Origin of the sequence: Halochromatium roseum (assembly GCF_016653315.1) — a bacterium.
Taxonomy (GTDB): Bacteria; Pseudomonadota; Gammaproteobacteria; order Chromatiales; family Chromatiaceae; genus Lamprobacter; species Lamprobacter roseus.
In genome coordinates this window covers 1-26,137 of the sequence record NZ_NHSH01000072.1, presented here as the reverse complement: position 1 = coordinate 26,137, position 26,137 = coordinate 1, and the positions used below count along the sequence as shown (strand labels likewise).

28 protein-coding genes are annotated in these 26,137 nt (G+C 61.4%); 25 read left to right on the top strand and 3 right to left on the bottom strand.

Features of this window, described 5'->3' with window-relative positions:
* Positions 1 to 175 precede the first annotated feature (175 nt).
* The 20 genes from CCR96_RS19830 (at position 176) to CCR96_RS19740 (ending at position 19,423) form a co-directional block, all read left to right on the top strand.
* Complete coding sequence (locus CCR96_RS19830) at positions 176 to 1,321, top strand: tyrosine-type recombinase/integrase (protein ID WP_201222648.1); 1,146 nt, start codon at positions 176 to 178, stop codon at positions 1,319 to 1,321.
* 3 nt (positions 1,322 to 1,324) lie between these two features.
* The gene (locus tag CCR96_RS19825; protein WP_201222642.1) at positions 1,325 to 1,921 is read left to right on the top strand and encodes a hypothetical protein; all 597 of its coding nucleotides are present in this window, start codon (positions 1,325 to 1,327) and stop codon (positions 1,919 to 1,921) included.
* A 104-nt stretch (positions 1,922 to 2,025) separates the two neighbouring features.
* Positions 2,026 to 2,253 carry a hypothetical protein gene (locus tag CCR96_RS19820; protein ID WP_201222640.1) on the top strand — a complete coding sequence of 76 codons (228 nt, stop codon included), beginning with the start codon at positions 2,026 to 2,028 and terminating at the stop codon, positions 2,251 to 2,253.
* Positions 2,254 to 2,543: 290 nt separating this feature from the next.
* A complete protein-coding gene (locus tag CCR96_RS19815) occupies positions 2,544 to 3,896 on the top strand; it encodes an ATP-dependent DNA helicase (protein WP_201222638.1) in 1,353 nt (450 codons plus the stop codon).
* Positions 3,893 to 6,667: an ATP-binding protein gene (locus CCR96_RS19810; RefSeq protein WP_201222636.1), complete on the top strand. Its 2,775-nt coding sequence runs from the start codon at positions 3,893 to 3,895 to the stop codon at positions 6,665 to 6,667. The genes CCR96_RS19815 and CCR96_RS19810 overlap by 4 nt, the downstream gene beginning before the upstream one ends.
* The gene (locus CCR96_RS19805; protein WP_201222634.1) at positions 6,664 to 7,002 is read left to right on the top strand and encodes a hypothetical protein; all 339 of its coding nucleotides are present in this window, start codon (positions 6,664 to 6,666) and stop codon (positions 7,000 to 7,002) included. Before CCR96_RS19810 ends, CCR96_RS19805 begins: the two co-directional genes overlap by 4 nt.
* Positions 6,999 to 7,388 carry a hypothetical protein gene (locus tag CCR96_RS19800; protein WP_201222633.1) on the top strand — a complete coding sequence of 130 codons (390 nt, stop codon included), beginning with the start codon at positions 6,999 to 7,001 and terminating at the stop codon, positions 7,386 to 7,388. Before CCR96_RS19805 ends, CCR96_RS19800 begins: the two co-directional genes overlap by 4 nt.
* Positions 7,389 to 7,746: 358 nt before the next feature.
* Positions 7,747 to 7,929, top strand: a complete 183-nt coding sequence (locus CCR96_RS19795; protein WP_201222631.1) for a hypothetical protein — start codon at positions 7,747 to 7,749, stop codon at positions 7,927 to 7,929.
* Complete coding sequence (locus CCR96_RS19790; RefSeq protein ID WP_201222629.1) at positions 7,926 to 8,477, top strand: HD domain-containing protein; 552 nt, start codon at positions 7,926 to 7,928, stop codon at positions 8,475 to 8,477. Before CCR96_RS19795 ends, CCR96_RS19790 begins: the two co-directional genes overlap by 4 nt.
* A gap of 69 nt (positions 8,478 to 8,546) precedes the next feature.
* Positions 8,547 to 8,672: a hypothetical protein gene (locus tag CCR96_RS25195; protein ID WP_274601164.1), complete on the top strand. Its 126-nt coding sequence runs from the start codon at positions 8,547 to 8,549 to the stop codon at positions 8,670 to 8,672.
* Positions 8,669 to 8,812, top strand: a complete 144-nt coding sequence (locus CCR96_RS19785) for a hypothetical protein (RefSeq protein ID WP_201222627.1) — start codon at positions 8,669 to 8,671, stop codon at positions 8,810 to 8,812. Before CCR96_RS25195 ends, CCR96_RS19785 begins: the two co-directional genes overlap by 4 nt.
* Positions 8,809 to 9,012 carry a hypothetical protein gene (locus tag CCR96_RS19780; RefSeq protein ID WP_201222625.1) on the top strand — a complete coding sequence of 68 codons (204 nt, stop codon included), beginning with the start codon at positions 8,809 to 8,811 and terminating at the stop codon, positions 9,010 to 9,012. The genes CCR96_RS19785 and CCR96_RS19780 overlap by 4 nt, the downstream gene beginning before the upstream one ends.
* Before the next feature lie 654 nt (positions 9,013 to 9,666).
* A complete protein-coding gene (locus CCR96_RS19775) occupies positions 9,667 to 10,185 on the top strand; it encodes a hypothetical protein (protein WP_201222623.1) in 519 nt (172 codons plus the stop codon).
* A 130-nt stretch (positions 10,186 to 10,315) separates the two neighbouring features.
* Complete coding sequence (locus CCR96_RS19770; RefSeq protein ID WP_201222621.1) at positions 10,316 to 11,062, top strand: hypothetical protein; 747 nt, start codon at positions 10,316 to 10,318, stop codon at positions 11,060 to 11,062.
* A gap of 293 nt (positions 11,063 to 11,355) precedes the next feature.
* Entirely contained in the window at positions 11,356 to 14,142 is a 2,787-nt protein-coding gene (locus tag CCR96_RS19765; protein ID WP_201222619.1) for a hypothetical protein, read from the top strand.
* Positions 14,143 to 14,209: 67 nt separating this feature from the next.
* Entirely contained in the window at positions 14,210 to 15,511 is a 1,302-nt protein-coding gene (locus CCR96_RS19760; protein WP_201222617.1) for a hypothetical protein, read from the top strand.
* Between the two features lie 118 nt (positions 15,512 to 15,629).
* Positions 15,630 to 16,229, top strand: a complete 600-nt coding sequence (locus CCR96_RS19755) for a hypothetical protein (protein ID WP_201222615.1) — start codon at positions 15,630 to 15,632, stop codon at positions 16,227 to 16,229.
* 223 nt (positions 16,230 to 16,452) lie between these two features.
* A complete protein-coding gene (locus CCR96_RS19750; protein WP_201222613.1) occupies positions 16,453 to 17,514 on the top strand; it encodes a hypothetical protein in 1,062 nt (353 codons plus the stop codon).
* A 423-nt stretch (positions 17,515 to 17,937) separates the two neighbouring features.
* Entirely contained in the window at positions 17,938 to 18,273 is a 336-nt protein-coding gene (locus tag CCR96_RS19745) for a Rha family transcriptional regulator (RefSeq protein ID WP_201222611.1), read from the top strand.
* A gap of 553 nt (positions 18,274 to 18,826) precedes the next feature.
* Positions 18,827 to 19,423 (top strand): hypothetical protein, encoded by a 597-nt coding sequence (locus CCR96_RS19740; protein WP_201222609.1) that lies wholly within the window; start codon positions 18,827 to 18,829, stop codon positions 19,421 to 19,423.
* 1,454 nt (positions 19,424 to 20,877) lie between these two features.
* Here CCR96_RS19740 and CCR96_RS19735 read toward each other — a convergent pair.
* From CCR96_RS19735 to CCR96_RS19725, 3 genes are all read right to left on the bottom strand, one after another.
* The gene (locus CCR96_RS19735; protein ID WP_201222607.1) at positions 20,878 to 21,129 is read right to left on the bottom strand and encodes a helix-turn-helix transcriptional regulator; all 252 of its coding nucleotides are present in this window, start codon (positions 21,127 to 21,129) and stop codon (positions 20,878 to 20,880) included.
* A gap of 239 nt (positions 21,130 to 21,368) precedes the next feature.
* A complete protein-coding gene (locus CCR96_RS19730; RefSeq protein WP_201222605.1) occupies positions 21,369 to 21,944 on the bottom strand; it encodes a FlhC family transcriptional regulator in 576 nt (191 codons plus the stop codon).
* Positions 21,941 to 22,261, bottom strand: coding sequence for a flagellar transcriptional regulator FlhD (locus tag CCR96_RS19725; RefSeq protein WP_201222598.1), 321 nt, complete (start codon positions 22,259 to 22,261; stop codon positions 21,941 to 21,943). The genes CCR96_RS19730 and CCR96_RS19725 overlap by 4 nt, the downstream gene beginning before the upstream one ends.
* Before the next feature lie 39 nt (positions 22,262 to 22,300).
* Between CCR96_RS19725 and CCR96_RS19720 the strand changes: the two genes are divergently transcribed.
* The 5 genes from CCR96_RS19720 (at position 22,301) to CCR96_RS19700 (ending at position 25,738) form a co-directional block, all read left to right on the top strand.
* Positions 22,301 to 22,852 carry a helix-turn-helix domain-containing protein gene (locus CCR96_RS19720; protein WP_242519234.1) on the top strand — a complete coding sequence of 184 codons (552 nt, stop codon included), beginning with the start codon at positions 22,301 to 22,303 and terminating at the stop codon, positions 22,850 to 22,852.
* Between the two features lie 218 nt (positions 22,853 to 23,070).
* Complete coding sequence (locus tag CCR96_RS19715) at positions 23,071 to 23,517, top strand: hypothetical protein (RefSeq protein WP_201222596.1); 447 nt, start codon at positions 23,071 to 23,073, stop codon at positions 23,515 to 23,517.
* A 416-nt stretch (positions 23,518 to 23,933) separates the two neighbouring features.
* Complete coding sequence (locus CCR96_RS19710; protein WP_201222594.1) at positions 23,934 to 24,161, top strand: helix-turn-helix domain-containing protein; 228 nt, start codon at positions 23,934 to 23,936, stop codon at positions 24,159 to 24,161.
* The gene (locus tag CCR96_RS19705; protein WP_201222592.1) at positions 24,139 to 25,053 is read left to right on the top strand and encodes a DnaT-like ssDNA-binding domain-containing protein; all 915 of its coding nucleotides are present in this window, start codon (positions 24,139 to 24,141) and stop codon (positions 25,051 to 25,053) included. The genes CCR96_RS19710 and CCR96_RS19705 overlap by 23 nt, the downstream gene beginning before the upstream one ends.
* Positions 25,043 to 25,738, top strand: coding sequence for an ATP-binding protein (locus CCR96_RS19700; RefSeq protein ID WP_201222590.1), 696 nt, complete (start codon positions 25,043 to 25,045; stop codon positions 25,736 to 25,738). Before CCR96_RS19705 ends, CCR96_RS19700 begins: the two co-directional genes overlap by 11 nt.
* Positions 25,739 to 26,137 lie beyond the last annotated feature (399 nt).

Below are 26,137 nucleotides of genomic sequence, written 5' to 3'. Positions count from 1 at the left end.
TGAGCAACTGTGCCGTCAGTGTGCCGCGAGCGCGGTATTCAGAAGAAAAACACAACAATTACAGACTTTTGTGTTGTGGGTGCATCGGATTGTATATCAGACGTTGGCCTTTTTCGTCGTTTGTTGTAGGCTTTAGCCATGGCTTCAACCCGCGCAACCGACTGATTCAACGTCCATGGCAACCATCCAAGACCGCAAGAGCGCCGACGGCAAGACCACCTATCGCGTGATGATTCGCCTCAAAGGCTACCCGGCGCAGACCGCCACCTTTGAGCGCAAGACAGACGCAAAGGCATGGGCCGCGCAGACCGAGGCCGCGATTCGTGAAGGACGGCACTTCAAGACCGCCGAGGCCAAGCGGCATAGCCTCGCCGACCTGATCGACCGCTACAGCCGTGATGTGCTGCCAAGCAAGAAAGGCAAGACGCAAGCCACTCAAGCGGGACAGCTCGCGTGGTGGAAAAAACAGATCGGCAACACCTTGCTTGCGGACGTAACACCAGCGCTGATCGGCGAGTACCGCGACAAGCTGCGTGATGAGCCGATCCCGAGCGCGGCAACAGACCCGAAGAAGCGCGGCGAGGGTAAGGCGCGGAGTCCGGCGAGCGTGAATCGCTACCTGGCCGTTCTAAGCCATGTGTTCACGGCTGCCGTGAAAGAATACGGCTGGTGCGAGGACAACCCGCTAAGGAAGGTGACGAAGCTCAAGGAGCCGCGCGGGCGGGTGCGCTTCCTCAGCGACGACGAGACCCTACCGAACGGGACCGTCATACCCGGCGAGCGGACCCGATTCCTCAACGCCTGCCGCGCCAGCACCAGCCCGGACCTCTACACCTGTGTCGTGTTGGCGCTCAGTACAGGCGCAAGACTCGATGAAATCATGTCGCTACGCTGGCCGCAGATCGACCTCAACCGGCGCGTGGCGACCTTGAGCGACACCAAGAACGGCGAGGTTCGCGTTCTCCCGCTGGCCGGTCACGCCCTGGAGCTGGTGCGCGAGCGCGCCAAGGTCCGCCGCCTGGATACCGACCTCCTATTCCCTGCTCGCAAGAAGCAAGACGACGGCAGCATCAAGCCGGTTGATCTACGCACTCCGTTCGAGACCGCGCTGAAGCGAGCCGCGATCACCGATTTCCATTGGCATGATCTCAGGCACTCGGCAGCGTCCTACCTGGCGATGAACGGCGCAAGCCTCGCCGAGATCGCCGAGGTGTTGGGTCACAAGACCTTGGCAATGGTGAAGCGCTACAGCCATCTTTCTGAAGCGCATACCGCCGGCGTGGTCGAGCGCATGAACGCACGCATCTTCAAGGAGGGTTGAGCGATGGATCGACCAACCACCGAGGAACTGTTCGAGCAATCGATCGAGGACGCGATCGCAAACGGCGGTCGGAACAGTTCGGCCGCGCTGCTGCGCTATGCCTCTGGCATATTGCGTGGTGAGTTGCCGCTATCGCCAGCACTGGCGCAGTGGTTCACTGAAGCGATCGAGCGCATCGGCAATGACGAATCGGCCGACGTAGCCTTTGGCACGAAGCGGCGAAAGGGGTCGAAGCCGATCAGGTCGGGCGAACAAGACGCCATCTCGATCCTTGACCGCGTGAACGCGGCGCGTGCCGAAGGCTACCCCACCAAGGAGAACCGCAACAGTCCGAGCTGCTTTCATGTCGCCGCTGAATCGCTCGGACTGTCGGAGGACATCGTTCGCAAACGGTATTACGACTGGGAGGTTGTTGATGAGATCGTGTTTGAGGTTCCGCCTGCGCTCTTCGAGCACCAGGAGCACAAACACCATCCGAAACCGCTTACCCAGCCTGAAGTGGACGCCCTCGCCCTCGCCGTCAAGGCGTTAAGCCCGCCCGACCAAGAAGCGATCGTCGCCACACTAGAGGTGATCGCCAAACGCGAAGGTTCCCGCTAATCGCTGGTTACAGCGACCCACTACACGCCCATCGCTCGCGCCGACAATGCCCCGCAACAGACGGCTAACCACTGTCTATCTCGCTCACACAACTGGAGGGCATGATGAGCACCAAGCGAAACCTCTACCGCGTCCGCGACTTTCAACAACGCAACGCGGGCATGTACCCCACTGAGTCAGCGATTCGTTGGGCCATCTTCAACGAGAAAACCAACGGTCTCGCCGACTCCGGCGCCATTCTGCGTCAAGGACGCAACGTCTTTATCGATGAGGATCGATGGTTCGCGTGGCTTGATCGCATCAACGGTGTCGAGCAGCGCAGCGCGGCGTAGGGAGTGTGCGAGATGAAAAACCGAGATCGCCGCGCCTTGCGGCAAATGAAGCAGCGCGGCCGCTGGCCTGACGCCGAGAAAAATGAACCCCGACCGGCGGGCGACACCGGTCAGGGTTGCGATCTGACAGTTAGGCGACGTGATATGCTTTCAACCGTCCGCCGCAGTGCTTGCAACACCGCGACGGCAAAGCCCTGACCGCACGAACGGCTGGGCACCGGCATTCGTATTCTACCCGATCAGCGGGTGAACTGCGTCCGCCTCTGCCAACCGTCGGCGGTCTCCAAAATTTGGAGACTGACCACATGATTCTATCCCCTGACCAAGCTCAAGCACTGCGCGAGCTTCACGCCTTCACGGCATCTCATCGCACCAGGCACGCCCTGAGCGGACCCGCGGGTTCCGGCAAAACCTATCTTGTCGGGCAGTTCCTCAGCCAGACCAAGCTGCCGATCCGGCTTTCCGCAACAACGCACAAGGCCGCCAAGGTCGCCGCAAGGATGAGCCCAGACGGCGAAGCATCGACCGTGCACAGCCTTCTGGGTCTGCAGCCCGAAGCTGACCACAAGCGCGGAAGGATGGTGCTCGAGCGCAAGCGCCGCCCAAAGGCCAAGCGTGGCGACCTGGTGATCGTAGATGAAGCGAGCATGGTGGACTCGGACCTGCTGGCCGTTGTTGACCAGTACGCCTCTGAGATCGGTTTCCGCGTGCTTTACGTCGGCGATAATCATCAATTGCCGCCCATTTTCGAGTCTGTATCGCCCGCGTTCGACAAGGTGCCAACGTCGCATCTGACGACGATTCACAGGCAGGCGCTCGACAATCCCTTGATTGCCACCGCGACCGGATTCCGCAAGGTGCTCGACGGCGCCCCATTTCCGGTCATCACACCGCGCGCCCCAGGTGTCTACTGCGCCTCAGCCGGCAAGTTTGAGAGCGCAATGCTGAACGCATTTGCCACCGACGACTACCGCGCCGATTCGGATTTCTGCCGTGCAATCGCATGGACCAATCGGAGAGTGGTTGAACTCAATCGGGTGATCCGTCGCCGCTTGGTCGGTCCTGCCGCTGACCGCTACCCTTTTACCGAAGGCGAGCAATTCATCGTCAACGAGGCCGTCAAGCAGTACGGCAAGGTGATCCTGCCGACCGAGGCGACCGTCACCGTGCTTGATGCCGCCGAGGGCACAATCCACGACTCAGGTTTCGAGGTTCGTGGGGTCTCGGTCGAGGTGGAGCACGAAAAAGGGACTGCCAACCTTTTTTGCCCAACCGACAGAGATGCCGCAAAGGCGCTGTTATCGCACTATGCCAGCAAGGCGAACGCGCTGCAGCGAGCCTGCAAGGCCCACCGCAACCCAACTGATGAGCTGGATAAGGCTCGCCGTGAAGCCTGGAAAGATTTTTTCAGCGCTAAGGAGCGGATGAGCGATCTACGCCCACCACACGCCTGCACGGTTCACAAGAGCCAAGGATCGACCTTCCAACATGCGTTTATCGACATTGGCGACATCGGTCAATGCACCCGATCCGACATCATCGCTCGTCTTACCTATGTGGCATTGACCAGACCCGCGCTATCCGCCCTGCTGACGGGCGAACTACCGCCCCGCTGCTATCCGGATCAGAGGGTCGCCGCATGAGCAACAGCAATTCAAACCTGCATGCGGTGCCGAATCGCGGTATCGCGCTGACCCGGATCACGGCAACCAACCCGCGAATCCTGACCAAGCAATTCAAGGTCGGCACCAACGGCAAACTGGTTAAGACCTCCAGCGCGCAACTCACCGAGGGCACAGCCGAACTGGTTACTGTTCCGTCGTTGCGTGAATTTGCTGACCTGCTCGACGGACTGAAGGTCAGTCAAGCGCTGGCCTTTGGTGTAACGCCTGAAGCGACAGCGCGCCTTGTTTCCGAGAAGCGTCTTGAGTCGGCGCCCGGAGCAATATCCCGAACCCGCAAGTTCTTTGGGTTCCGTCGCGCTCCCGGCATCTTCATGCTGGACCACGACAGCGACGCGGATCATGCGCTTGAACCTGAAGCACTGATCGAGGTCTTGCGTGGTCTTGCTCCCTGCCTCGCGTCGGCGCCGATGCTTTGGCGCCCGTCCGCGTCGAGCGGCATCCAGTGCACTACCGACGATAGCAAAGCAGGCATCACCGGGCAGCGCATCTACATCCCGGTTCGTGATGCCGCGCTGATTCCCGAGGCAGGAAAGGCGTTGATGGCGCTGCTGTGGTCATCTGGACATGGCCGCATCGAGATCGGCAGGGCGGGGCAAGCGCTAGAGCGCGGCCTTGTAGATGCCTCAGTCTGGCAGCCCGAGCGCCTAGATTTCGCAGCGCCGCCGATTCTCGGTGAAGGCGTCGAGCGCAAAGCGCCAAGATGGTTCATCGACGGCGATACAAAGGGCATGCTCGACCTCCGCGACCTAATCGCCGCTGCCGATGGCACGATCAAGACCCAAGCCACCAACGCACGCCGATCCGCCCGCGAGGCCATCAAGCCGCAACTCAAATCGGCCCGCGAGGAATGGGTCGAGACCGAAGCGCCCAAGATTGCCGAGAAGCACGGCATCGCCGTCGAAGCGATCCGCGCCGCGTTGACCCGCGCCAGCGAGAAACGCGAGCTAACCGGCGATTTCGTCTTGCACTGCGATGATGGCAGTACGCCCACGGTCGGCCAACTGCTCGACAACCCGCAGAAGTGGCACGGCAAGCGCTTTGGCGATCCGCTGGAACCTGACTATGGCAGTGATCGACGCATCGCCTGGGCCAATCTCCGCAGTGGTGGACGCCCGTACATCTACAGCCATGCCCACGGCGGACGACGCTTCCCGCTGCTGCGCCCGAGCGCCAGGATTGAGCTGAAACGTGGTGATCGCGCGCGTGTGGTGGATCAGGTACTCGACCTGTTGCGCGCCCGAGGCGATCTGTACGACCACGGCGACGGTGCATCCCTCGCGCGCGTCACCGAGGACGCCCGGACCCTACCGGTCAACCGTGATTGGCTGGTGGACCACTTCGACCGCATCGCCGAGTTCTATGTCCTGGTTGCCGGTCCAGAGCCGGACGCGCCGCCTGATGAAGAACCGCAGGACGCGCCAGCATGGGCCGCCATGCGGATTGTCGCCAAAGACGGCGAGCGCGGTTTGCCTCAACTGGATGCGGTGATAACCGCGCCGACCTTGCGCGCCGATGGCAGCATCCTTGCGGAGCCGGGTTATGACGCTGCCTCAAAACTGCTGCTGATGAGTGATACGCCAGACCTCCCGGCGGTCCCGGTTGCGCCGACGATGGAGCAGGCACGCACGGCCCTGGATGCGTTATGGCATCCGTTCCGGCTGTTCCCGCTGGTGGACGAGGTGGATGCTGGCGTCGTGCTGTCGATGCTGCTGACCGCAGTGGTCCGCGCCAGCCTGCCGACAGCGCCCGGTATCGCACTGGATGCGCCGAGCGCAGGCACCGGCAAGACCTTGCTTGCTCAAGCCATCGCCGCGTTATCGCTGGGGTATACGCCTCCGGTTCTCCCGCCCGCAGGCAGCCAAGACGACGAGGCCCGCAAGCGCCTGTTTGCAGCACTACGCGACGGTCATCGCGTGATCTTGTGGGACAACGTGAGAGACGGTCTTGGCAATGCGGCCTTAGACGCCTTCCTGACGAGCGCGACCTATTCTGACCGCATCCTTGGCAGTTCGCAGACCGCAACCCTTCCGAACCGATGCCTGTTCCTAACTACAGGTAACAATCTGCGGCTGATCGGCGATACCTGTCGGCGCATCTTCCCGGCCCGACTGGACGCCCGGATCGAGAAACCCTATGCCCGCGAGTTCGATTTCTGCCCATTGGAGCAGGTGCTTTCTCGCCGCATGGAACTTGTGTCGGCAGCGCTGACCATCATGCGTGCATGGATCACCACCGGCCGCGTCAGACATGGCGCCGGCAGAACGGCCTCCTTTGAGGTTTGGGATGACCTTGTGCGGCAGACGGTCTGCTGGGTCGGGACATGGGACAAGCGGTTTGCAGACCCGCTGACCGCCACCGAGCGCGCCTTTGCGCTCGACCCTGAAACAGCGAAGCTCAGCGCCCTGTTGTCGGCATGGGATGCCGTGATCGGCACCAAGCCCACCACCACCGCTGCACTGATCACTGCCACCGAGCACAGCGAGTTCGCACCCGAGGACGATGCGCGGCCCGCACTTGATGATGCTGTTCGTGAGATCGCCGACCAGCGCGGTGTCATCAACCCCCGAATCCTTGGTCGCTGGATCGAGCGCCACGTTGACCGCCGCCACGACGGACGACGGATCATCCGAGGAACGGTCTCCCGAGGGCGCCAGCAATGGGCGCTGGTGCGAGATGCCGATGAGTCGGTCAAGCCGCAAGCAGCCGAGAAAGTGAGGGCATCGCTATGAGTGCAGCCACCTTACTCGACCGCGCCAAAGCTGCGGACGTGACCATCACCGCCACCGCAGCGGGGACGCTTGACCTGTATGGACCTCCCGAGGCGATTGCATCGCTCACGCCAGAGTTGCGAGCCCACAAGGCGGAGCTGTTAGCGCTGTTGACCGCCGCCAACGAGTCAAGCATCGACGCTGGCGACGAGGCAACCATCCGCGCCTGGCTCGCGTCCATCGGCGAGCACGACAAGCAGATCATCGGCGAGGTGATGCAGATGTGCGCAGTCGACCCGGCCGCACTGACGTATTACCTAGATCGAGCGACCGAGGGAAGGAGGGAAGCCGCGTGAACAACCGCATCCGATGCTCGGACTGCGCACGCCTGGACGATCAGGATTGGTGCACGCACTACGTCGAACACATACCCTACGCGCGGCACTGGCGGACCTGCGACAGCTATAGCGGCCTACCGCCGATAGCGAGCGTCCGGGCTAGCCTGGAGGCTGCGGATTTGATGCGGTACGTCGCCGAGTTGCGCGACACACCCGAGGGCCGTGCGTTGCGACTGCGGCATGGAGCAACGGAGATTGAGCGCTTTTGCATCTATGGCCTGGCTGGATTGACCGTCATCCCGAACGATCCCGCCATCATCGCCAGAGCCACCAAGGGGCACCGCAATCACGGCGGCAGAGCCGATGACAGCGATCCGCGAATCCCCGAATACCAAGCCGCTTAGGAGCAATCACCATGGCGGAGCACGCGGCATGATGAACAACCTGCTCGGCACTGAGCTACCGATGCCACCGAGGCCGCGGCCGCAAGCGGTCTGAGCGATGCCATTCGCGTTGCAACGGCACAACGCAAACCTGCACCGTGCCCGCCGATACCCTCAGCCGGGGTAACACTCACTCAGGAGCAGGTGATCTGTAGTCAGCTGCTACCTATCCCGCAAGTCCAGCAATGACGGGGCTTTCATGCCGATAGGGAGCAGCTGACTTGGGGTAAATGGTGGCTGGGGTAACGCTGGGGGTAACATTTTAGCAGCGTTAGAAAAAACACTTGCACTGTGAGAATCAACGGCGCAGACTAACGGCATGTCAGACCAAAACGCCAAACGACGCCAAGCCCGGTTTCATCAACGCAAGACCGAGCAAGGCTATCGCAAGCTGAATTTCTGGATTCCCGAGCGCGATGTCGAGCGCGTCAAAGCGTACGTCGCGCGTCTGACTAAGGCTTTCGAGCGCGAACGCAAGGCCGATGAGGACAACGAGCTATGAGCTACGTCGAGAACGCAATCCAGATCGCCACCAAGGCGCACGAGGGCCAGCAGGACAAAGCTGGCAAGCCGTATATTGAGCACCCCTTGCGCGTCATGGCGGCCATGCAGACCGACCAGGAGCGCGCCGCAGCCGTCTTGCATGACGTGCTCGAGGACACCGACACCACAGCGGCCCATCTTCTGCAGGCAGGCATCCCCGAGCGCGTTGTGATCGCGGTCAAGGCCCTGACCAAGCGGCCCGGCGAGCCCTATGCAGACTTCGTGGCTCGCTGTGCTGATGACCAGATCGCGCGGGCGGTCAAGACTGCAGACCTGAAGGACAACATGGACCTGTCACGGTTGCCTGTGGTGACCGAGAAGGACCGAGCCCGGACTGAGAAGTACGCCGCAGCACTGGCGCAGATCGATGAGCACGAGCGCTATCTGGACAGCTGGGAAATGGACTGCCGACCGCCGACCACCGAGCACGGTGTCACGGCTGGCAAGAAGTACCGCAAGAAAGATGACGACAAGCCCGCCGACGATGGCGGCAGCAAGGACAGCTGATAACGGCACCGTCACCGGCTGGAACCCGGCAACGATGCCTCACCACAACCACCTAGTACGAGGTGAATCATGGCTACACGCCAGCATACCAACACCCTAACCCTGATGGCGCGCATCAACACGGCGCTGTCGTTCATACTCGCCTGCACTTCCGTGACCCTGGCCGTGCTCGCGCTCGGGGGTGCACCGGTATGACAAGGCCCCGCACCGATCGGCCGCGCGAGGTCGAACGTTACATCGCTCGCCAAGTCCGCAAGCTGAACGAGCCGGCCCTGCTACGCCTGCTCGCCGAACTGCGAAACCTGACCACACCCACCACAGGAGCCCAACAATGACCGACATCACGCAAGAAGCCATCGACGAAGGCGACACCATGCACGCGATCATCAAAGACACCCTAGAGCAGATCGCGGGCGACGGCGAATTGACTGATGAGCAGCGCAATCGTGCTCGTCGCGTGCTGGCCGGACTGCACCAGCTTGAGGAAGCGCTGATCGATATGCTCGAGCGCGGCGAGCGATTGCCGGCCGCATAGCAATCTCGATTGAGACCAACCAACCCGCCCATGGCAACATCGGCGGGTTTTTTATTGCGCGCACAGCCCCGCTGAAGTTGTCGTGACTCACATAATCGGTTTGTCACGACAAGTCACGACAGCGAGAACAGCATGGACCTTCCACCGCTTTTCGATTGCCCGAATCGGCCATCGCTGCGATTGACCGAGCACGCTTGCGCTCAGAGTTTCCTCAAGCACCAAGGTGACCAGCATCATCCTTGCTACCGATGCGAGATCGGCGCGGGTCATGCTGGCGTCAAGCTGAAGACGGCAACAGGAAGGCATTGCGCCTGGTGCGGGAAGGATCATCGGCGCCTTGTGTTCAAGATCGTTTGCATATCGTGCTTTAACCGGCTACGCGAAACCATCACTGGCAAATGGCGCCGCAGTAAGCCGCCGACGCTCACTGAACAACTCAATGCCTACTATATCGAGGTACGAATCGATGATGACCAGAGAACTGATGATTCTCGCACCGAGCGCTGAGGCCGCAGCAGAGATCGTGCGCAGAATGCACCCCGAGGCGACCGTCGAGACGATCGAGGACACAGGCCGAGCGACCGCTTCTGACGTGATTCATTTCCACCAGCACGCCAAAGCGACCAACAAGCGAGCAAACAGAGGTAAGGCAGCATGACCTATTCATGTGATGTTCGACAATGCAGCAATTTCCAATCACTCGTTGAAGACCTGGCCGCGATCGATCGCATCGGCGGCAGTGTGGTCGCTAAATCGTTTGGCTACAGCGAAGACATGAGCGACATGGACTTGCTGCTCCGGTCATACAGCGCGATGAGCGACAACGAGATTCTTGCGGCCCGCCGAGCTACAGCAGGGTTTCCTGCTCGCCGAGCACCGGGAACGATGCCGGTTTCGCGTTATGAGTATCGCAAGAGCATGACCCATATCGACCACAGCGAACAAGGCACAACCCGCGCCATGAGAGAGATGTCCAAAATGATGAAATCGATTGCACGTCAGAATCGGAGAGCTACCCCGCGTGTGAATGCCGGCGCCGAGATCGCAAAAGCGAGAGAGACGGTCTGGAATGCACAGCAGCAAGGCCAGATCGACACCCGCACCGCTGCCGAAGCAGATCTGCGTTTGCGAAATCTCGCGTTGCACAGGCTGCAGCGCTTGCAAGGCCGGTAATCCCCATCGCCACCGACAGACCTACAGCCCGGCCCTTGCGCTGGGCTTTTTTTTGCCTTGCTCGCTGGGGTGTCGTGACGTGCTAATGGTCGAAACCCCACCGAAACCCGGTCAAAACCCCGAGGAAAGTATGTCGAAAGTCGATCCCATCGAACGCGCCGAGCAGCAAGTCGCAACCGCTCGCGCCAATCTTGAGCAGGCTTTAGAGCGCGGCTCAGACAGCACAGGACCGCGCGCCGACCTTGACCATGCCCTAGCTGCCCTGGACGCCGCCAGAGCGGCACAGGCCCAGCCAGAGGCCCTAGAGCAAGACACCAGCATCGACGCTGAAGCCGACACCCTGGCGCTGCAGGCAACCAAGGAGATCAGCGCCAAGATCGAGGCCCTTTGCCAGATCGAGCCGCCCAAGGTTTCGATCAGCACCGCCGCCGCCCGCGATCTGATCATCGCCCGCAAGCAGTCTCAGCAGGCTCAGGAGCGCCTGAACGCCTGGACTGAGCGTGTCGCCAATCTTGAGCAGCGCATTGCCGAGGTCGAAGCCAAGCGCCAGCAGATCATTGACCGCCGCTTAGCCGGCGACACCAGCGACAACGACGCCGCCGAGCTGCACCTCCACCAGCAAGATGCTCAAGCGCTGGGCGAGATGCTGGCGCGAGTCAAAGCTGATCGTCCGACGCTGGTCGGTCTGTCCGGTCCTGAAATCCAGTGGCAGCGCGCCCAGGCCGAGGCCCAAGCCAGAGCGCGCGTATCGCTGATCTCCGAGTTGCAGGAGCGCCTCATCGCGATGGCATCGATCGAGCCCAAGCCGCCTTATGGCGAGCGCTGCCGTGTTCATCCGAAGATCGCCGAGCTGACGATGCACGGTGCATGGGGCTGATCAATGCCCGCGCCAGCAAAAACAGGCCGGCCTCCGAGTCTCGATAAAGAGATTCGGCGCCTGGCCCGCTGCCACGGGCACCAATGGCTCGAGCAGATCGATCGCGCGGCCCGGCTTGGTGACGCAACCGCTGCTGCCTGGCTGGCCGATCGAGCGCTCCAGCTGCAGGAGCAGCGGCCGAAGCAACCGGGATCGTGATTGCCCACCGGAGCTGCACCGGAGGTTAAATCCGTCCACGTCGCCGCCGGCCGACGCTGCAGCAAGCCGGCACTAATTCACCGAGGACATAAGACATGGCAGAAAACATCCGCATCGGCATCAAAGGCGAGGCCGACTTTACGCAGCTCGAGAACGCGGCCAAGCAGACCGCCGACAAGTTGGCGCAGACGCTCAAGGGCGCATCAGTTACGGGCGCGTTCAATCCGCAGGAAGCGCACGACTTCAACTCGGCGATCGACAAGATCAACCGCGCGCTCAAGGAGACAGGGCAAGCCGGGCGTGCCTTCGCTGACATCCGGTTTCCAACCGGTCAGTTTGCCGAGGTCGAGAAGCACCTCGACAACATCAAAGACCGCATCGAATGGATGCGGCGCAACTCGAGCTTCGGCCGATCGATCATCAAGCGTGCCGGCGAGCATGGGCTGAGCACCGAGCATCCGGATCAGTGGACCCCGGAGCAGTTTCGACGCATGTACCGCGATCCGCGCATCGCCGACATGAACTGGCAGCGGTTTATGGGGCCGGGTTATCAGGCAGGCGCTCAGCCGCCACAGCCGGGTCCAGGGCACCGCAGCGGTGCGCTACAGGGACTCGCTTATGGCGGTCAGGCACTCGGTCGCCATGTCGTCGGTCAGGCCGGCATGGGCGGTGCGCTCGGACTCGGCTTAGGCGCGCGTGGTGCGGCAGCGATGGCAGGCGGAACCGCGCTCGCAGCGACAGGCATTGGTGCCGTGGTGGGAGGCGTTGCTGCAGCTGGTGCCGTTCTCACCAAAGGCTACGGGGAGCATTTGCGCACGATCAACAGCGTCGACGCGCAGTACAAAGCGCTCGGTGCCAAAGACGGTTTCGGCGGACTGATGGACCGCACACGCGATCTGGGCGAAGCGCTGCAGATGGCGCAATCGGATGCCGCGGCGCTCGGCGAGCAGTTCATGCGCACCGCCAACAGCGACGACACCGAATCAGCACTCACTGGCGCAGCCTCAGCAGGGCAGTGGGCGCGTGCCATGGGTCTGCAGCCTGGACAGGGTGTCGGTCTGCTCGGTCGCGCTGAGCGAGCTGGCATCGGCGATGACGAAGGCGAGCGAGACGCTTTCAAGGATCTCATGGCGCAGACCATCGAAGGGTCTGGCATGAACGCGCAGGCGCTGCAGCTGACCGAGCAGATGGTCGAGTATCTAGCCAACATCGAGCAGAACCTTGGGCGCGAGGCAACGCTGTCTGAAGCGGAGAACCAAGCGGCTTTGCTGCGCGCGCTCTACGGTCCCAACGGTGCGATGTCGGTCGGTGCGGCATCCAAGATTACGTCGTCGTTGTCCAGTTTGGGAACCGGCAAGAACGCGATGGATGAGGTTTCCGCGACGATGGCCTTCGGGCCGATGCTCGGTTTTGACTACGCAAAAATGAAACTGTTCATGGAGCAGCCATGGACCGCGACACCAAACGAGGTTTTTGGCGAGGGCGGCGACAAGACCAAAATCGAGATGATGATGGACTACCTGCAGGGCGCCCTGCCGACGGGGCTGTCTGACGACCCGCTGCGCTCAATGGCGGCAGGCTTCAAGGATATGGGGCTCGGTTCGATGACCGACTTCCTGCACGCCGTGAAAATGCTCGAAGAGAAACGCAAGCAAGAAGCGGCCGGCGGCGAGTACAGCTGGCGCGAGCGCATCGGCGAGCCGACACCAGCCGACACCTCCCGATCGCTGACCGCGGGGATCGCCAACGAGTCGGCGGACATTGCGGCCCGGGCGCAACCGACCATCCATGCGGTGAAAGGCTTGCTGCTCGAGGCCCTGGAGGGTGTCGAGGGGTTTGCAACAGCCGTCGAGGACGCGGCGACCGAGCTGGAGATGTTAGGGAAGGCGGCCAATTTCGCCTGGAAGATGACCGGCAAAATGATGGGCGTCTTTGGTACGGGGCCGGCGGGGCTGATGTGGGACGGAGTGCAATCAGTACGCGACGCAGCGCCAGCGCTCGGTGACGGGGCAGTGCGGGCAGGTGGTGCGGCATTGGATTTTCTCATCCCGCCAGCAGAGGGCAGCGTCAACCCGACGCCTTATGCGATCAATCCCGGCGCTTTAGGCCAGCCGAGCGCCAGCACCAACCCAATCCCGACGCCAGAGCCTCAGTCGAGCGCCAGCACGCAATCGGTGATTGAGAGAATCACGAGGAACATGCCAGCCGTTGAGCAAGACACTCGCCGGCTGCGTGGTGGCACGCTCAGCAACGGTTGCGCAGCACACACCAGCTCGCTGCTGCAGCGCAATGGGTTTGATGTGAAGACAGAGCTTGGTGCTCAGAATTTAGTGGACCAACTGCTCGGAAAAGGCTGGGATAAGGTACCGATCGGCGAGCAGCAGGCAGGGGATATCGGGGTGACAGCAGACTGGGGCGCTGGCCTACGCGGCTCCGATCACGTCTATACCGTGATGGGTACGGACCCGGACGACCCTAACATGCTCGACATTGTCGACAACCAGAAACCGCGCGGCGGCAAGCGCCCGATCGTCGGTGGTGGCAAGACGACCACCGAATACTTTATCCGCCCTCCCTACAGGATGCAGGAGTTCATGCGCCAGTTCGGCGCCGACGCCGGCAACTGGCTATCCACAGGCGCCATGCTGCCCGGCATGGCCGACCTGCCCCGCGAGATCCAGCAGCAGCAGAAAGAGCAGCAAGAGAGGGCTGAGGCACGCCAACAGGCCGTATCGGCCGCGGCCGATGTCAACGTCAACATCAGCACCGCAGCCGCTGACGGCAGCGTCAACATGCAGCGCTACAACCTCACTGTGTCCGAGCCGCTCGTGGCGGGATCGACGCGGGACCGCAAGACCTGGAATCACGATGTCACAGTCTAATATCGCAACGCGCCACAGCTACCGACCCGAGATCAAGGTCGAGATCGACGGCGGCGACGTAACCCACTTGCTCGGTGACCGCGGTTCGGTGCGTATCAGCAAGAACCTCTATGCACCCACCGGCGAGGCGCAGCTGATCTTTCCCGATATGCCACTGGACGGCGACTCAGCTTATGGTCAATGGGAGCCGTTTCAGCCCATCACGATATCGATGCGACGCTGGCGCGAAGGGAGCGCGAGCCTGGAAGACTTCTATGTCGTGTTCCGGGGCTTCCTGCGCTCGGTCGGGCGTAACGAGTCCATCGACGGCCAAGGCAAGCCGCAGCGTTTCGTGACGGTCGTCGCGCATGATGCGGGGTGCTTGTTCCTTGTCGAGCGTTTGCACCCCTGGATCACGTTTCAAAACCGGGGCATACCAACCAAGGACGGCGCCAGCACGTTCCTCAACGAGTATTTGGTCGGGACCGAGCTTGTCAGTAAGGCCCATCCTGCAGGGGATTTCCTGTGGGAAGTGGCGACGATCACCACCGATTCGATGATGACGGCGGCCGGCTACGAGTTCCAAAAGAAATTCTTCGTCAAGCGAGGCACCATCATCCCCGCGACCGCGCTCAGCCAGGAGGGGCCGGTCTGGTCGCTGCTGGACCGCTACGCCGACAGACCCTGGAACGAGTTCTTCGTCCGCGAAGGCGAAGACAACCCGGAACTGGTGTTCAGGCCAGCACCGTGGTTTGACATGGACGGCAACCCGCTGCCGGACTTTGACGACGATGTGAATGCCGATCTGCGGTTTTTCGAGATCCCGATGTCAAATGTCGTCGCGCTCAATGCCCACCGGGACGACGCGGAGATGGTCAACCATGTCTGGGTAGTGCCACCACAGGGCGCGGCCATCGGTTATGCGTCGTCGGTCGCCAACGGTATGGGCGTCGTCAACGCGGAGACGCGCGCGAAATACGGCGATCGGATTCAGATCGAGGAAACGCACCTGCTGCCGAGTCAGTTGTCGGTGATGAACAACCGGGAAGCCGAGCAGAACGAGGCTCAGGAAGGCGTCAAAGGCTGGGCCGAGGAACGGCAGAAGTGGCTGATCCAAGCGGGCGAGCAGACCCACAATTTCGAGCGAGGGTCATTGACTGTCAAAGGCTATGCGTCCTATCGCGTCGGCGACTACTTCAGACTCAAGCGCAGCGCAAAGAGCGAGTCGTTGTGGTGGTCTGCCTATGTCACGCAAGTCGTGCATGACTTCCAGCCGTTCAACCGCTTCCTCTGCACGCTGCATTACATCCGGTCGGATCAGTGGGTTCGGCGCAAGAACGTGCAGGGTGCATATTGGGTCGAGCGTCAACGTGGGATCGATGTGGCGTGATGCGGCTGGCGCTATTACCAGGATCGCCGGTAATAGCGTCGCCTGCCCTTCAGCCATTGCCAGTTCTGGCGAAAACGTCAGGTTCAGCGATCTGAACCGAAACTGAACCACTGAACCCATGCCTCGCAGAACCGCAAAAATCGACGTTCCGCGCCTTCGCCAGCGCATCAAGGACCACCTGCTGAGCTGGGGTGACAGCGAATGGGAGCGCTTCGATCGACCGCACTCAATCAGCCATTCAATGTGGCGCCGGTATGTGCGCGAAGAGCGCGACAAGCTGATCGAGAAAGGCATCCTCGAGCGATCCACCGGCGATCTACTGAAGACCTACGCCGACAAGACCCGCGTCAAGACGGTTGCCAAAGCCGTCGACGCCAAGGCCATTACCAAGCCAGACGTTGCGCAGCCGATTGAACTGATGGCCGAGATCAACAACATGTTGCGCTATTGCGATGCCCTCACCGACCATGCCGCGGCGGTCGACGGCGATACGATCACGGTCAACGATCCCGCGGATTTGCGTGAGGCGCTGAAGACGCGAGCAGCGATTCTGAAACTCGCGGTCGATGGTCAAGAGCGGTATTTCTCGGTGAGTCGAGTAACCCGCTTTCATCGCATCCTGCTGGCGAGGATCACCGAGGCCGACCCGGTCACCGCGAAACGAATACTGGCCGAGATGAACGCTATTGACGCTGAGTACGGACTAACCCTGGGCTGAGCACCAAGGGGGGTAGCCACCTGAAAATGCTACGGCGGTATCATTTTGCTGCCTCAGCAATGACCGCCCATCCAGATCAAAACGCCGCTGCGCGTCGTCGGCTCAGTGACCGATGCGCTGAGCAGGAGCGCACCATCGGCGAACTGCGGGAGCGTCTAGCGGCCGTGGAACGTGGCTCTACCCAGCTGCGCAACGCTGTTGGCCGAGCTGCGGGGGTTGTGCGATGAGTGAAACACCAACATCGATGGAGACCGAGATGAACCAACAAGGCTTGGCTGTGGCACCTACCTTTGAACGCAAGGTGCATAGTGCGTTCGCCAAGGACGATGCCTCTCGCGCGACTGCTCAGCAAGCAATCATCCTGCGCCTGGAAGCCGGGAGAGACCTAGCTTCGTTGCGAGACGAATGGAAAGCAGAGCACGGCAAAAAAGGTTGGATCGAGTATCTGAACAGCCAGAGACCAAGCGGGTATTCGCGGGCAACCGAGCTGATCAAAACCTACGCCGAGTTCGGCCACTATCTCGCCGAAAATGTTACTCCCGGGAGTAATATTCTGAACAGCTTCTCCGTGCTCAAAGCAATCGCTTCTGCATCCCATGATGGGGTTAAGCAAGACCTCAAAGCGCGCATGGAAGCCGGCGAGACCTTTACCAAAGCGCAAGTCGAGGCCGAAATTCGCAAAGCGCGGGAGGATGAGATCGAGAAGACCAGAAAGACCCGAGCCAACGCCAAGCGGGACCGCGAAGCGCTCAAGCGGCTGGAGCAGGCTGCTGCGGAGAAAGACGGTCAGGTCGGGCAATACGCTGCAGAAATGACCCAACTACGGGAATCCCTCGCCGAAGCTCAAGCTAAGCTCGAGGCCGCAGAAACAGGCGCCCTGGCCGTTGCGCCTCGCGTCGTCACCCGGGCCGACCCCGAGATGGAATCTCGCCTGCAGGAACTGGAACGCGAGCGCCAGCAATGGGAGCAGGAACGTAAGGAAATGGCGCACCGGCTGGACTTGCGCGATGCGCAGTTGAACGATCAGACCAGGAAGCTCGCGGAGGCGCTCGGCACCGCGGCCAAGCACTCGTCTCCGCAGCTGGTCATCGAGCAGTTCATAAACTCGACCTGGCTGGCCGGGACCGAGCGCGACTTGAAAGCCGTGGCAGAGATCGTTCGCCGTCATCCCGCCCTTGGTGACCATCCTGGCCTGCAGTACCGACTGCGCAGCCTGGCTGATCTGGTCGACGGCGCCCGCGGTGCGATCGAGATGCAGGATGTCGGGATGCTGGTCGACGCTTAGACCGCGAGGGGCATGGTCAACACGACCATGCTCGCCTAGACTGATATTGGGCAGGGCCAAGCAGGCGGTTATCAAGGCGCTCGACGGCGGCTTTCACCTCTTTCACCGACCAGTCATGCTCGACCAGTAACCCGGCCAGCATGGGCCACAATTCGCGCGGGGATTGTTTGAGTTCGACGAGGTGGAGACGACGGTTACTGTCGGTGGATAGGAGTAATGTGACATCGTTGTCACATTGCTCAATCAAGTGAGCGATAACCTCACCGGCATCGCCGAAACGCCTTGCTTCAGTTCTTGCGGTATCCCCCTCCTTCCCCGTCGCCGCCCTCACAAGCTGGGTGCGGCTGAGGGGACGGTGAACAATCCGAGCGGGGCGAACCAATACCGCAAGCTGGTTGATGAGGTGGAGCCTGCAGGGGTTCGATGGGTCAACTCGGATTTGAAATCCGAGTTGTTTCGGCTCATGGGGCCGGGCAGCAAACCGAAGTCGCACTGCTGAGCGACGATCAGGCCGCATTCGTCCTCCTACTGACCCGCAACACAGAGCGCGTTGTCGAGTTCAAGTATCGGCTTGTGATGGAGTTTCGCCGCATGCGGAAACTGATCGCCAAGCTCTACGCGAACCCACCAAGACAGGACGCACTGAAGGGCAAGCGCGAGGCCCACGAGCCGATGATGAACGCGCTCAAGGCCTACAGCGGTTTGCCATACGGCAGCGCACGCGCATGGTCGAAGCCGCCTAGACCACCAAAGGGGTAGCCATCGACGACCCCCTTGTCTAAGCTGTACCTGAGCTTCGTCGGACGCCAACGCGCAAGCCTGGCTAGGACCCCGAATCGAGGGTTGCGATTCGCTCGTAACATCGCTCACGGGAAACCCGGAGACCCGCCCGGGACGGCGAAGCATCCAATTTACAGCGCTGGCAAATCCAAGCCGCACGATCCATGCTCATCCTGCAGCCGCCGTCAAGACGGTGACGTTTGCCCGCTACCAAGTGCTGCCTGGTGACACCGAGGGGAGCAATCCCGCCCTGTAGGGGCCTGAAACATCGGGGAATGCGGAGAAAGAGCCCTGCTATTTTGCGGGGCTTTTTCATTCTAGTGTTTCGATCTTCGCAACGCCCTTGGTCTGTGCGGCCGCTGAGGAGGCTGCTCCACGCGCGCGGGCGCGACAGTCAAACCGGCAGATCGCAGGTTTGGGCTCTCGGCTGCCCCACGCGCGGACTTGCCCATTCCAGATTTCTCTGCCAGTTCCAGCAGCCATTTCTGTTCCATAGTGGAATCTGCGTCGCCGCTGGAATCGACGTACAACCGTGGAATCAACCTCCCCACCTCAGCCGCAAACGCTTTCCGCTCGGCGCCGGTCAGGTCATTGCGGCTTCGAGCCAATCGAAGAAGGCGGATTTATCCTCTGGTGTGGCTTGCTTGGGTGTGATGCTGCGGTTGGTTTCGGTGGTGAAGGATTTCCACCAGTTGTAGAGTGTTTTTTGCGGAGTCCCTGTTGCCTTTGCCATTTCACCAAGCCAATTGCCATCCTCCCCCTCATTGCCACTGGCAAAATCTGCGCCTTGGCAATCCGCTGCAATTTTGGCAACGCCGACCGCAAAAAAGCACTAGCGAGCCTGCTGTCCGTTACCGTGCGATCCGTTACGTCATGGGTCTCAGACCTTGACCAAGCCGACCGCGAAGCGCGTAAGGCGACCATCCGCGATCTGTATCTGAAAGCCTATACCGCTGAGGAGATTGGCGAGGCGGTTGGGTCTGTTGATGTAGTGAAAAAGGAACTTCCGTGCATTTTAGAAGATTTTCCAAAAAGCACCAAAGTCCAATTTTCCGACGAGTCTTTCGAGCCGCCCATCTACAACGTCTGGAAGCTCCAGAACAAGACCAACACCGCTCGCCAAGATTGATGAGCCGAGATGGCGGGTTAAGGCGTTGCTGACAGCGATTGAGTCGGATCGGAAGCATGGGACGGAGCGGGTTGGCAGTAAATTTACTGCCAAAACCGACTCGGTCGCGCCCGCGCGCGCGTGGGGCAGCCCGGCACATCGGGCCAAAGGGTCATTTTCAGATGGTCGCGCCCGCGCGCGCGTGGGGCAGCCTGTACAACGCCAGACAGCCCGCACCTAGGCCCACAGGCCCGCCACGGCGCCTCAGCCACTTAGCCGCACCTGGACAGCACCCGACGCCCGATAATCGCGCAATGAGCCCCTAAGGCCGTGCTGTGGCTGGCTTGGTGGCGAGCCGAGCAGCAACGTCTGCGCGATGAGGCCAATGCTAAGCGGGCTGAGGCGGCGAAGGCACAGATAGCCGAACAGCCGCGCGACGATAGCGGGAAGGTGCAGAGCCGGGTAGCGCCTCAGATTGAGGCGCTACCCGGGAAGGTAGAGGCAGAACCATCACAACCCGCACCAAAGCCAAAGCAAAAACGCGGCAACGAGTCTGAAGCCAAAGCTAAGCGCATCGGCGTCAAGCGCGCGGCCGTCGAGCGCGAGAAAGCCGGGTTCCTCCTGGCTGGCATCGAGCGCGGCGAGGTGAAGCTAACCCGCTGCCACCGCAGATAATCCAAACCTGGATCTGGTCACGCTCCACGACATCCCCGTTACCGCGTTACCCGGTAACGCCACGATCGGCGAAGGTATGGTGAACATGACCATACCCTGAACCATCACGATGTCCCTGACGGTTGCCGGGACCGTGGGGTTGATCGCCATGGTTGTATTGCCCCTGCTGAGGGTATTTGCTGGCGCTGATCGACCGCGTGTGGTGGGTTTTGCGCGGGAAACCCACCACTACTTAACCTCTTGTCTTGTATAAGGAAAAAGGCCAAAAAACGGCCTAGTGGTGGGTTATGGTGGGTTTTGAGCGGACGCTTGAGATTTTGCTGCGCGGAGAACTGAGAATCAAACGCAGCAAAGCAAGAAAGCGCTGTGCCGTGGCACACTCACGGCACAGTTGAGGCTCAGAAACGGCAACAAACGGCCACAAGGCGCAACAATTGCATGGCACTGTAAGCCGTTGACCCGGAAGAAAAAGCGAGACGAGACAGCGACTTGCGAAACCGGGAGAGTCGGTCTTTTAATCAGGTGGTCGCAGGTTCGAACCCTGCAGGGCGCACCATATAAAACAATGGGTTAGCTACTTTACGGGCTAGCCCGTTTTTCATTTTAGGCCTCTGGGGTAACGCTGGGGGTAACATTTTGCAGACGTTTGAAAGGCACTGACACAGGACCGAGGTGCTTCACTGGGTCGGGATGCTTGGCCGTCTACTTCGCGTTGTGATGACCACTGGAGGCGGTCGGCGATCGTCATTGTCAGCGGCTCCCATCGCAGCACTTCCCAGCCGCCCCTCCTTTAATCAATCTCACAGCTGCTCGGCGTTAGCCCGTCCTGCGTGCGTCAGCGAGGCGACGACCGCCGATCGCCACCAGTAACGGCGACGCTCGATCACCAAGGGTGCCGGGGTGATCCCCAGCTTGATCCAGCGCCACAACGTCATGTCGCTGATGCCGCCAGCCAGACGCCGAACCTCATCGGCAGTGATCAAGCGGTCGTTGTCGACCTGGGGCTCGTTGGGAGTCGGGGTACTGTCGGTGCACTGCGTTTGTGTCTGCATGGTCGTCCTGCTTGGGTCGTGGAGGAAAACGCGATCCTGGACTCGCGCCCGTTCGCTGGAAAAAGGTGTGGCCCTTCTGGTCTTGAGACGGCGCTCACTCATTCAGGGTGTTCCAAGCCGATGGCAGCCGATCAGCGTTGACCGAGTGAAGGGCGGTTTCTTGGCGATCCCTAGCCGAACACAGCCATGGCCGGCGGGTTCATCTGGTGGGGCCTCTTTGACAGCGCTCCTCAGCGGCGTCAGTGAGCCGGGGGCTGCGCATCAACGGCCTCATCATCCTTCGCCGGCCGCACGCCACCCCGTCCTCGCCAACCACCCCGTTGCTTGAGTCTGCAGATCGGACACTGCAACGCGGTGCGCGAAAAGTCCGCAGCGAGGTAATGGATGCGGCACTGCCGACAAAAGCGCCGCAACGCCAACCCGGTGGTCAGATCCCGGGCCAGTACCCAAGCCGCATTGATATCGATGGCTGGTCCCAGCCGGCCACCAGCCGCGACGCGCTCCTGCTGCTCCAGGTACAACCGATGGGCCTGCAGCAACGCCTCAAGCTGGATCTGCCGCTCCGTCTCGGCACCACCGAGCGCCCGATACAGCGCAATGAACAGCGATGCGCTGGCCTGACTGAGTACCGAGTCCAGCACCGCGTGCGTACTCGGCAGCTGTCCAGACTTGGGCTTGTCCGCATGGATCTCCCGGTGCAGCTCGCGCACCAACGCAGCCCGCAAACCCGTGATCCGCTGGACCAAGGTCGTGCGCATCCCGCATCGGAGCAGCGCGACGGCCTGCTGTGTGCGGGCCAATTGCTGCAGTCTCATGAGCGCTCCGCCTCCTCGGCAGCCAGCAACAGCGTCTGCAGTTCAGAAGCGACCATCGACGACGAGGGAACGCTCAAGCGCTCATGCAGTAAGCGCGATGGAAAGCGCGGTCGAAACAGCAACACCCCCGACTCCGCCAAGGCGCACAGCACCAAGAACGAGGCCTGGCGCAGCACGCCGATCAACTCCAGATCAAGACCGTAGACCAGCCTCGCCTTCTCCACATCTGAGCGCGCCAGCGCCTGCGCGCTCAGGAGCCAGTGCAGATTCAAGGTCACCACCGCTCGGTCCAGATCAGCCTCCGTCTTTGTGGGCATCAGATAAAGCGTTATATCGAGCTTAGTTCGCGCTATGATATGCACTACAGCGCGAAAAACACAACAATGACTCGCGATAAAGCGTTACACTTTGTTCATTCTGACCTGGAAAGGACGCTGATCATGTCCGCCGTTGAGACCTCAAAGACCCCATCAAACATCGATACAGCCCGCTATCCCGGTTGGGATGGCGCCGGTTTCCCGCAACGACTGGCCGAGATCAAGGGCGGCATGAGCACCCTGGGTTTCGCGCGAAAGTGTGGAATCTCGGAAAGTATCTTCCGCAAGTATCTCGCGGGAACCAGCGTGCCTGGTGCCGATAAACTGGTGGAAATCGCCCAAACGACCCAGGTCTCGCTGCGCTGGCTGGCCACTGGGGAAGGACGCCCTGACGGGGTTGAGGACAGGCTTGATTTGGCGATGCTGGGCTCGGTGATCGCCGGCGTCGAAGCGGGCCTCGAGGAGATCGGCGGCAGCATGGCGCCGGAGAAGAAAGCCGAACTGATCGGGCTGCTCTACGAGATGGCGTGCAATGGCGAGTCCATCTCGGAGAAGCCGATGCTCCGCTTGGTGCGACTCGCGAGCCGTTGAGGTGGGCTGAGGACACACGCTCTCCTCGCCGTCAGCCTTCGGAGCGCACGTATCGCAAACAGCGTCTCCGTTCTACTGAGGTGTCGACGAGTCCCGCTGGCTTCGCAGATCGGAAGCGGTCGGGTATCCTTTCGCAGCGCGTGGTCTCCGGATCGGTGCCATGGGAGCCGATCGGTGTGCGTCTTACATTGATCCCCATCGACCTGAGGACCGAGGCCATGAGTACCCGCCAAGAGGAGATTCGTGACGCCATCCGGGGCTTCGCCGACCAGATCAAACCGGCTGTTGATCCGGATCAGGCGAGCCCAGAGACCGCATCCGTGCACAACGAGTATCCACCGCTGCAGAGAGCTGAGAACGGCGGATTCGTCTTCCATGTCGGCGACACGATGTTCGGCCAGGGGCCGGTCGATCCCGACAAGGCGCACCATGCTTACGTGATGTCGCGATCAGAACCTCCAATGACCCGCGAAATGCCGACGGACAGGCCAAATCTGAAGCTGCTCATTAGCAGCGTCTTCTTTTGGGTGCTCGCCATCCTACCGTTGTACATCGCCCGATTCTTGCCCGATCTTCAACACCATTGGTTCGACGCTGTGGGTTTCTTTTCGCTCTTCCTGGCGGCAGCGACCACGTTTATGTTCGCGTTCGAGATGAGGCGTTAGTCCTCGGCGGGGATGGCGCGCCTTAGGGGCGGCCGTCCACCGCGAACGCCCCTCGTCGGTGACCAGGACGGCGACAGCGATCTGTCAGCAGTGAGTGACAGCACGGCGGTGCGCCCCTGCGCGTGCATGGCGCTCGGTCTCGCCTCTCACCACAGCCGCTTCCTACAGCCGTCCCGAAATCCACCACAACGACGCCATGCGAGTGGACAGATCGCAGCGTGAAACCGGCATGCTGTGCCAGCAACCGTTTCCGCCTCTCTAGCGTCTTGTCAACCTGAATTCACGCCGAAAATCGGCATCTAAACCCACTGCGTCGGCCTCGCCCTTTGCCTAGCCTATCCCTCTGGCAGCGCGCTTGAGCCGACGTCGATCGAGCAGGCCCCCGCGCTGGTGATGGTTCGCTTGCGAGGTTCTCGATGCGCAGCTCAGTCGGAATGACGATTCGCCAACGCCGCCAACAGCTCGGCTATTCCCAAACCACATTGGCCCAGCGAGCCAAGGTCACGCAGGGCTGGATTTCGCGTCTGGAGAACCGGGTCGAGAATCCCACCCTCAACAGCCTGACCCAGATTGCCAAGGCCTTGGATGTCGAGGTGATCGACCTGCTGAGCCCGCGCCGTGATGACCACGCCGCTTCCCATTGACGCGGTGCGCGCCTGGGCCTGGCAGTGTCCAGGCATCACGCCGTCGCAGCGGTTGGTGCTGCTGGCCCTCTGCGAGCAGCTCCATCGCGGTCATCCTTGCCAGTGCTCGGTGCATGAGCTGGCTACCCTGGCTGCCGTGACGCCGCGCGGTCTGACCAAAGCCCTATCCGGGTTGGACGGGCGTTACCTGCAGCGAGAACGCCACGGCCGCGGGTATCCGACCCGGTACCGGCTGCTGTGTTCGGCGTTAGATGTGCCAACAACCGATGACCGGGTGCCCATTGAGGCTGCTGTCGAGGCTGATCCACTCCCGCGCCCACCTCAGGTTTCCCATGCGGACGAACCAGCACCCAAGGACAGCGCGCGCCAATCTCCGCCACCTCCTGCCGAGCACAAGCGGACACCAGCGCCAAGCGCAACCAGTCCCAGCAAAGCTCAGCATTTGACCTTGGTTCGGCAAGACGGAAGCGCTGCTGCGACGCGTCCTCCAGCCGCCCTAGCGCCGGCCCCCGTCACGTCCTCACCGCCTTCACCGGCACCGAGCCCTGTAGACCCCCCAGCATCCCCAACGCACCAACAACGCGCCCGCAGCGCGCCGATCCCACCCACTTGGAAACCGAGTGAGTCGGTCTATGCCTGGGCGCACAAGCGCGGTCTCACTCGCGACTGGGTGCAGGCGCAGATCGATGAATTCATCATCTATTGGCGCGACTGCGGCGAATCACGCAAGAGCTGGGATGCCACCTTCATCAATCGACTGCAGCTGCTGCAGTCGCGCATGACCAAGGGGTCGACCCATGAAACACGTCAGCGACTGGCCGATAAAGACTACGCTGCGGGAACAACTCCGCTCGATCAAATCGACTGGCTGCGCGCCGGTGATGTCGCTTGAGGAACTGGGTGCCCCAGGTCGCGAGGAGGTGCGGCGGATTCTCGCCGAACGACGCGCCGCACAGCAGCGCGCCTCCGAACGCCTGCTCGGGCGCAGCGGGATTCCGGCACGCTATCGCGACAAGACCTTTGCCAACTATCAGGTGACCACCGCAGAGCAACGACGGGTGCTTGGGCTCTGTCGGGCCTATGCCGACCATGTGCAGCATTCGCAACAAGGTGACAGTCTGGTGCTTGTCGGCACCCCCGGTACCGGCAAGACCCATCTCGCCTGTGCGATCGTTGCTGAGGTGCTGACCGCCGGTCGCAGTGTCTTGTTGCTCTCGATGTCGGAGGCCTTGCGGATGATGCGGGCGAGCTTTGCGTCCGATGCCGCCTACAGCGAGCGCGAGGCCATCGCTCAGCTCACGCGCGTCGATCTGCTGGTCATGGATGAGGTCGGCATGGCGATCGGCAACGCTGACAAACGCCGGGCGATGCTGTTCGATGTGCTTGATGCCCGCTACAGCGACCTGCGCCCGACCGTGCTGGTCAGCAACCTGAGTCGCGATGAGCTCACCGACTACCTTGGCGAGCGACTCATGGATCGCCTCTGCGAAGGCGGTTCGGTGCTGATCGCCTTAGCCTGGGAGAGTTATCGGCAACGACCCCGCTCATCGGGCTCGACGGTGCTGAAGAGCGTTTGATACCGGGTTCCACGGGCTTGTCTCACCGCGCCTGCGTGCAAGCATCCTTAGTCCGCTTGCGAGCGGCGCTCGCCAGGCTCAACGCGCGTGTTGGAGCGAACCACTCGTCGCTGTCTCAGTGCTCTGGGCCGGCTTCTATACGGACCTTGAAGCGCAGGCCCCCGCTGGTTAGGAAGTGTCCATCAACTGTTTCCCGATTTCATTGTAGTCGGTATGCTTGCCTATAGTGGTGTTAGGGTCGAGGGTGAAAGCAGATGGCAGCGGTTGAAGTTGTGATTCCGGAGGCGGTAGAAGAGCACGTCAAGGCGGTTTTTGATCAACTCAACGAGAAGCACCGCCGCTGGGTTGCGGGTCTGTTGTCAGAAATTGTTGGTTACGGTGGAACGAAGTGGGCGGCGC

Coding starts and splice junctions, on each gene's coding strand:
- CCR96_RS19750 (WP_201222613.1), top strand. CDS start 16,453: ATGAGTGAAACACCAACATCGATGGAGACCGAGATGAACCAACAAGGC.
- CCR96_RS19810 (WP_201222636.1), top strand. CDS start 3,893: ATGAGCAACAGCAATTCAAACCTGCATGCGGTGCCGAATCGCGGTATC.
- CCR96_RS19735 (WP_201222607.1), bottom strand. CDS start 21,129: ATGCAGACACAAACGCAGTGCACCGACAGTACCCCGACTCCCAACGAG.
- CCR96_RS19755 (WP_201222615.1), top strand. CDS start 15,630: ATGCCTCGCAGAACCGCAAAAATCGACGTTCCGCGCCTTCGCCAGCGC.
- CCR96_RS19770 (WP_201222621.1), top strand. CDS start 10,316: ATGTCGAAAGTCGATCCCATCGAACGCGCCGAGCAGCAAGTCGCAACC.
- CCR96_RS19805 (WP_201222634.1), top strand. CDS start 6,664: ATGAGTGCAGCCACCTTACTCGACCGCGCCAAAGCTGCGGACGTGACC.
- CCR96_RS19780 (WP_201222625.1), top strand. CDS start 8,809: ATGACCGACATCACGCAAGAAGCCATCGACGAAGGCGACACCATGCAC.
- CCR96_RS19795 (WP_201222631.1), top strand. CDS start 7,747: ATGTCAGACCAAAACGCCAAACGACGCCAAGCCCGGTTTCATCAACGC.
- CCR96_RS19785 (WP_201222627.1), top strand. CDS start 8,669: ATGACAAGGCCCCGCACCGATCGGCCGCGCGAGGTCGAACGTTACATC.
- CCR96_RS19745 (WP_201222611.1), top strand. CDS start 17,938: ATGGGTCAACTCGGATTTGAAATCCGAGTTGTTTCGGCTCATGGGGCC.
- CCR96_RS19765 (WP_201222619.1), top strand. CDS start 11,356: ATGGCAGAAAACATCCGCATCGGCATCAAAGGCGAGGCCGACTTTACG.
- CCR96_RS19825 (WP_201222642.1), top strand. CDS start 1,325: ATGGATCGACCAACCACCGAGGAACTGTTCGAGCAATCGATCGAGGAC.
- CCR96_RS19715 (WP_201222596.1), top strand. CDS start 23,071: ATGAGTACCCGCCAAGAGGAGATTCGTGACGCCATCCGGGGCTTCGCC.
- CCR96_RS19830 (WP_201222648.1), top strand. CDS start 176: ATGGCAACCATCCAAGACCGCAAGAGCGCCGACGGCAAGACCACCTAT.
- CCR96_RS19790 (WP_201222629.1), top strand. CDS start 7,926: ATGAGCTACGTCGAGAACGCAATCCAGATCGCCACCAAGGCGCACGAG.
- CCR96_RS19730 (WP_201222605.1), bottom strand. CDS start 21,944: ATGAGACTGCAGCAATTGGCCCGCACACAGCAGGCCGTCGCGCTGCTC.
- CCR96_RS19725 (WP_201222598.1), bottom strand. CDS start 22,261: ATGCCCACAAAGACGGAGGCTGATCTGGACCGAGCGGTGGTGACCTTG.
- CCR96_RS25195 (WP_274601164.1), top strand. CDS start 8,547: ATGGCTACACGCCAGCATACCAACACCCTAACCCTGATGGCGCGCATC.
- CCR96_RS19820 (WP_201222640.1), top strand. CDS start 2,026: ATGAGCACCAAGCGAAACCTCTACCGCGTCCGCGACTTTCAACAACGC.
- CCR96_RS19720 (WP_242519234.1), top strand. CDS start 22,301: ATGCACTACAGCGCGAAAAACACAACAATGACTCGCGATAAAGCGTTA.
- CCR96_RS19710 (WP_201222594.1), top strand. CDS start 23,934: ATGCGCAGCTCAGTCGGAATGACGATTCGCCAACGCCGCCAACAGCTC.
- CCR96_RS19700 (WP_201222590.1), top strand. CDS start 25,043: ATGTCGCTTGAGGAACTGGGTGCCCCAGGTCGCGAGGAGGTGCGGCGG.
- CCR96_RS19775 (WP_201222623.1), top strand. CDS start 9,667: ATGACCTATTCATGTGATGTTCGACAATGCAGCAATTTCCAATCACTC.
- CCR96_RS19705 (WP_201222592.1), top strand. CDS start 24,139: ATGACCACGCCGCTTCCCATTGACGCGGTGCGCGCCTGGGCCTGGCAG.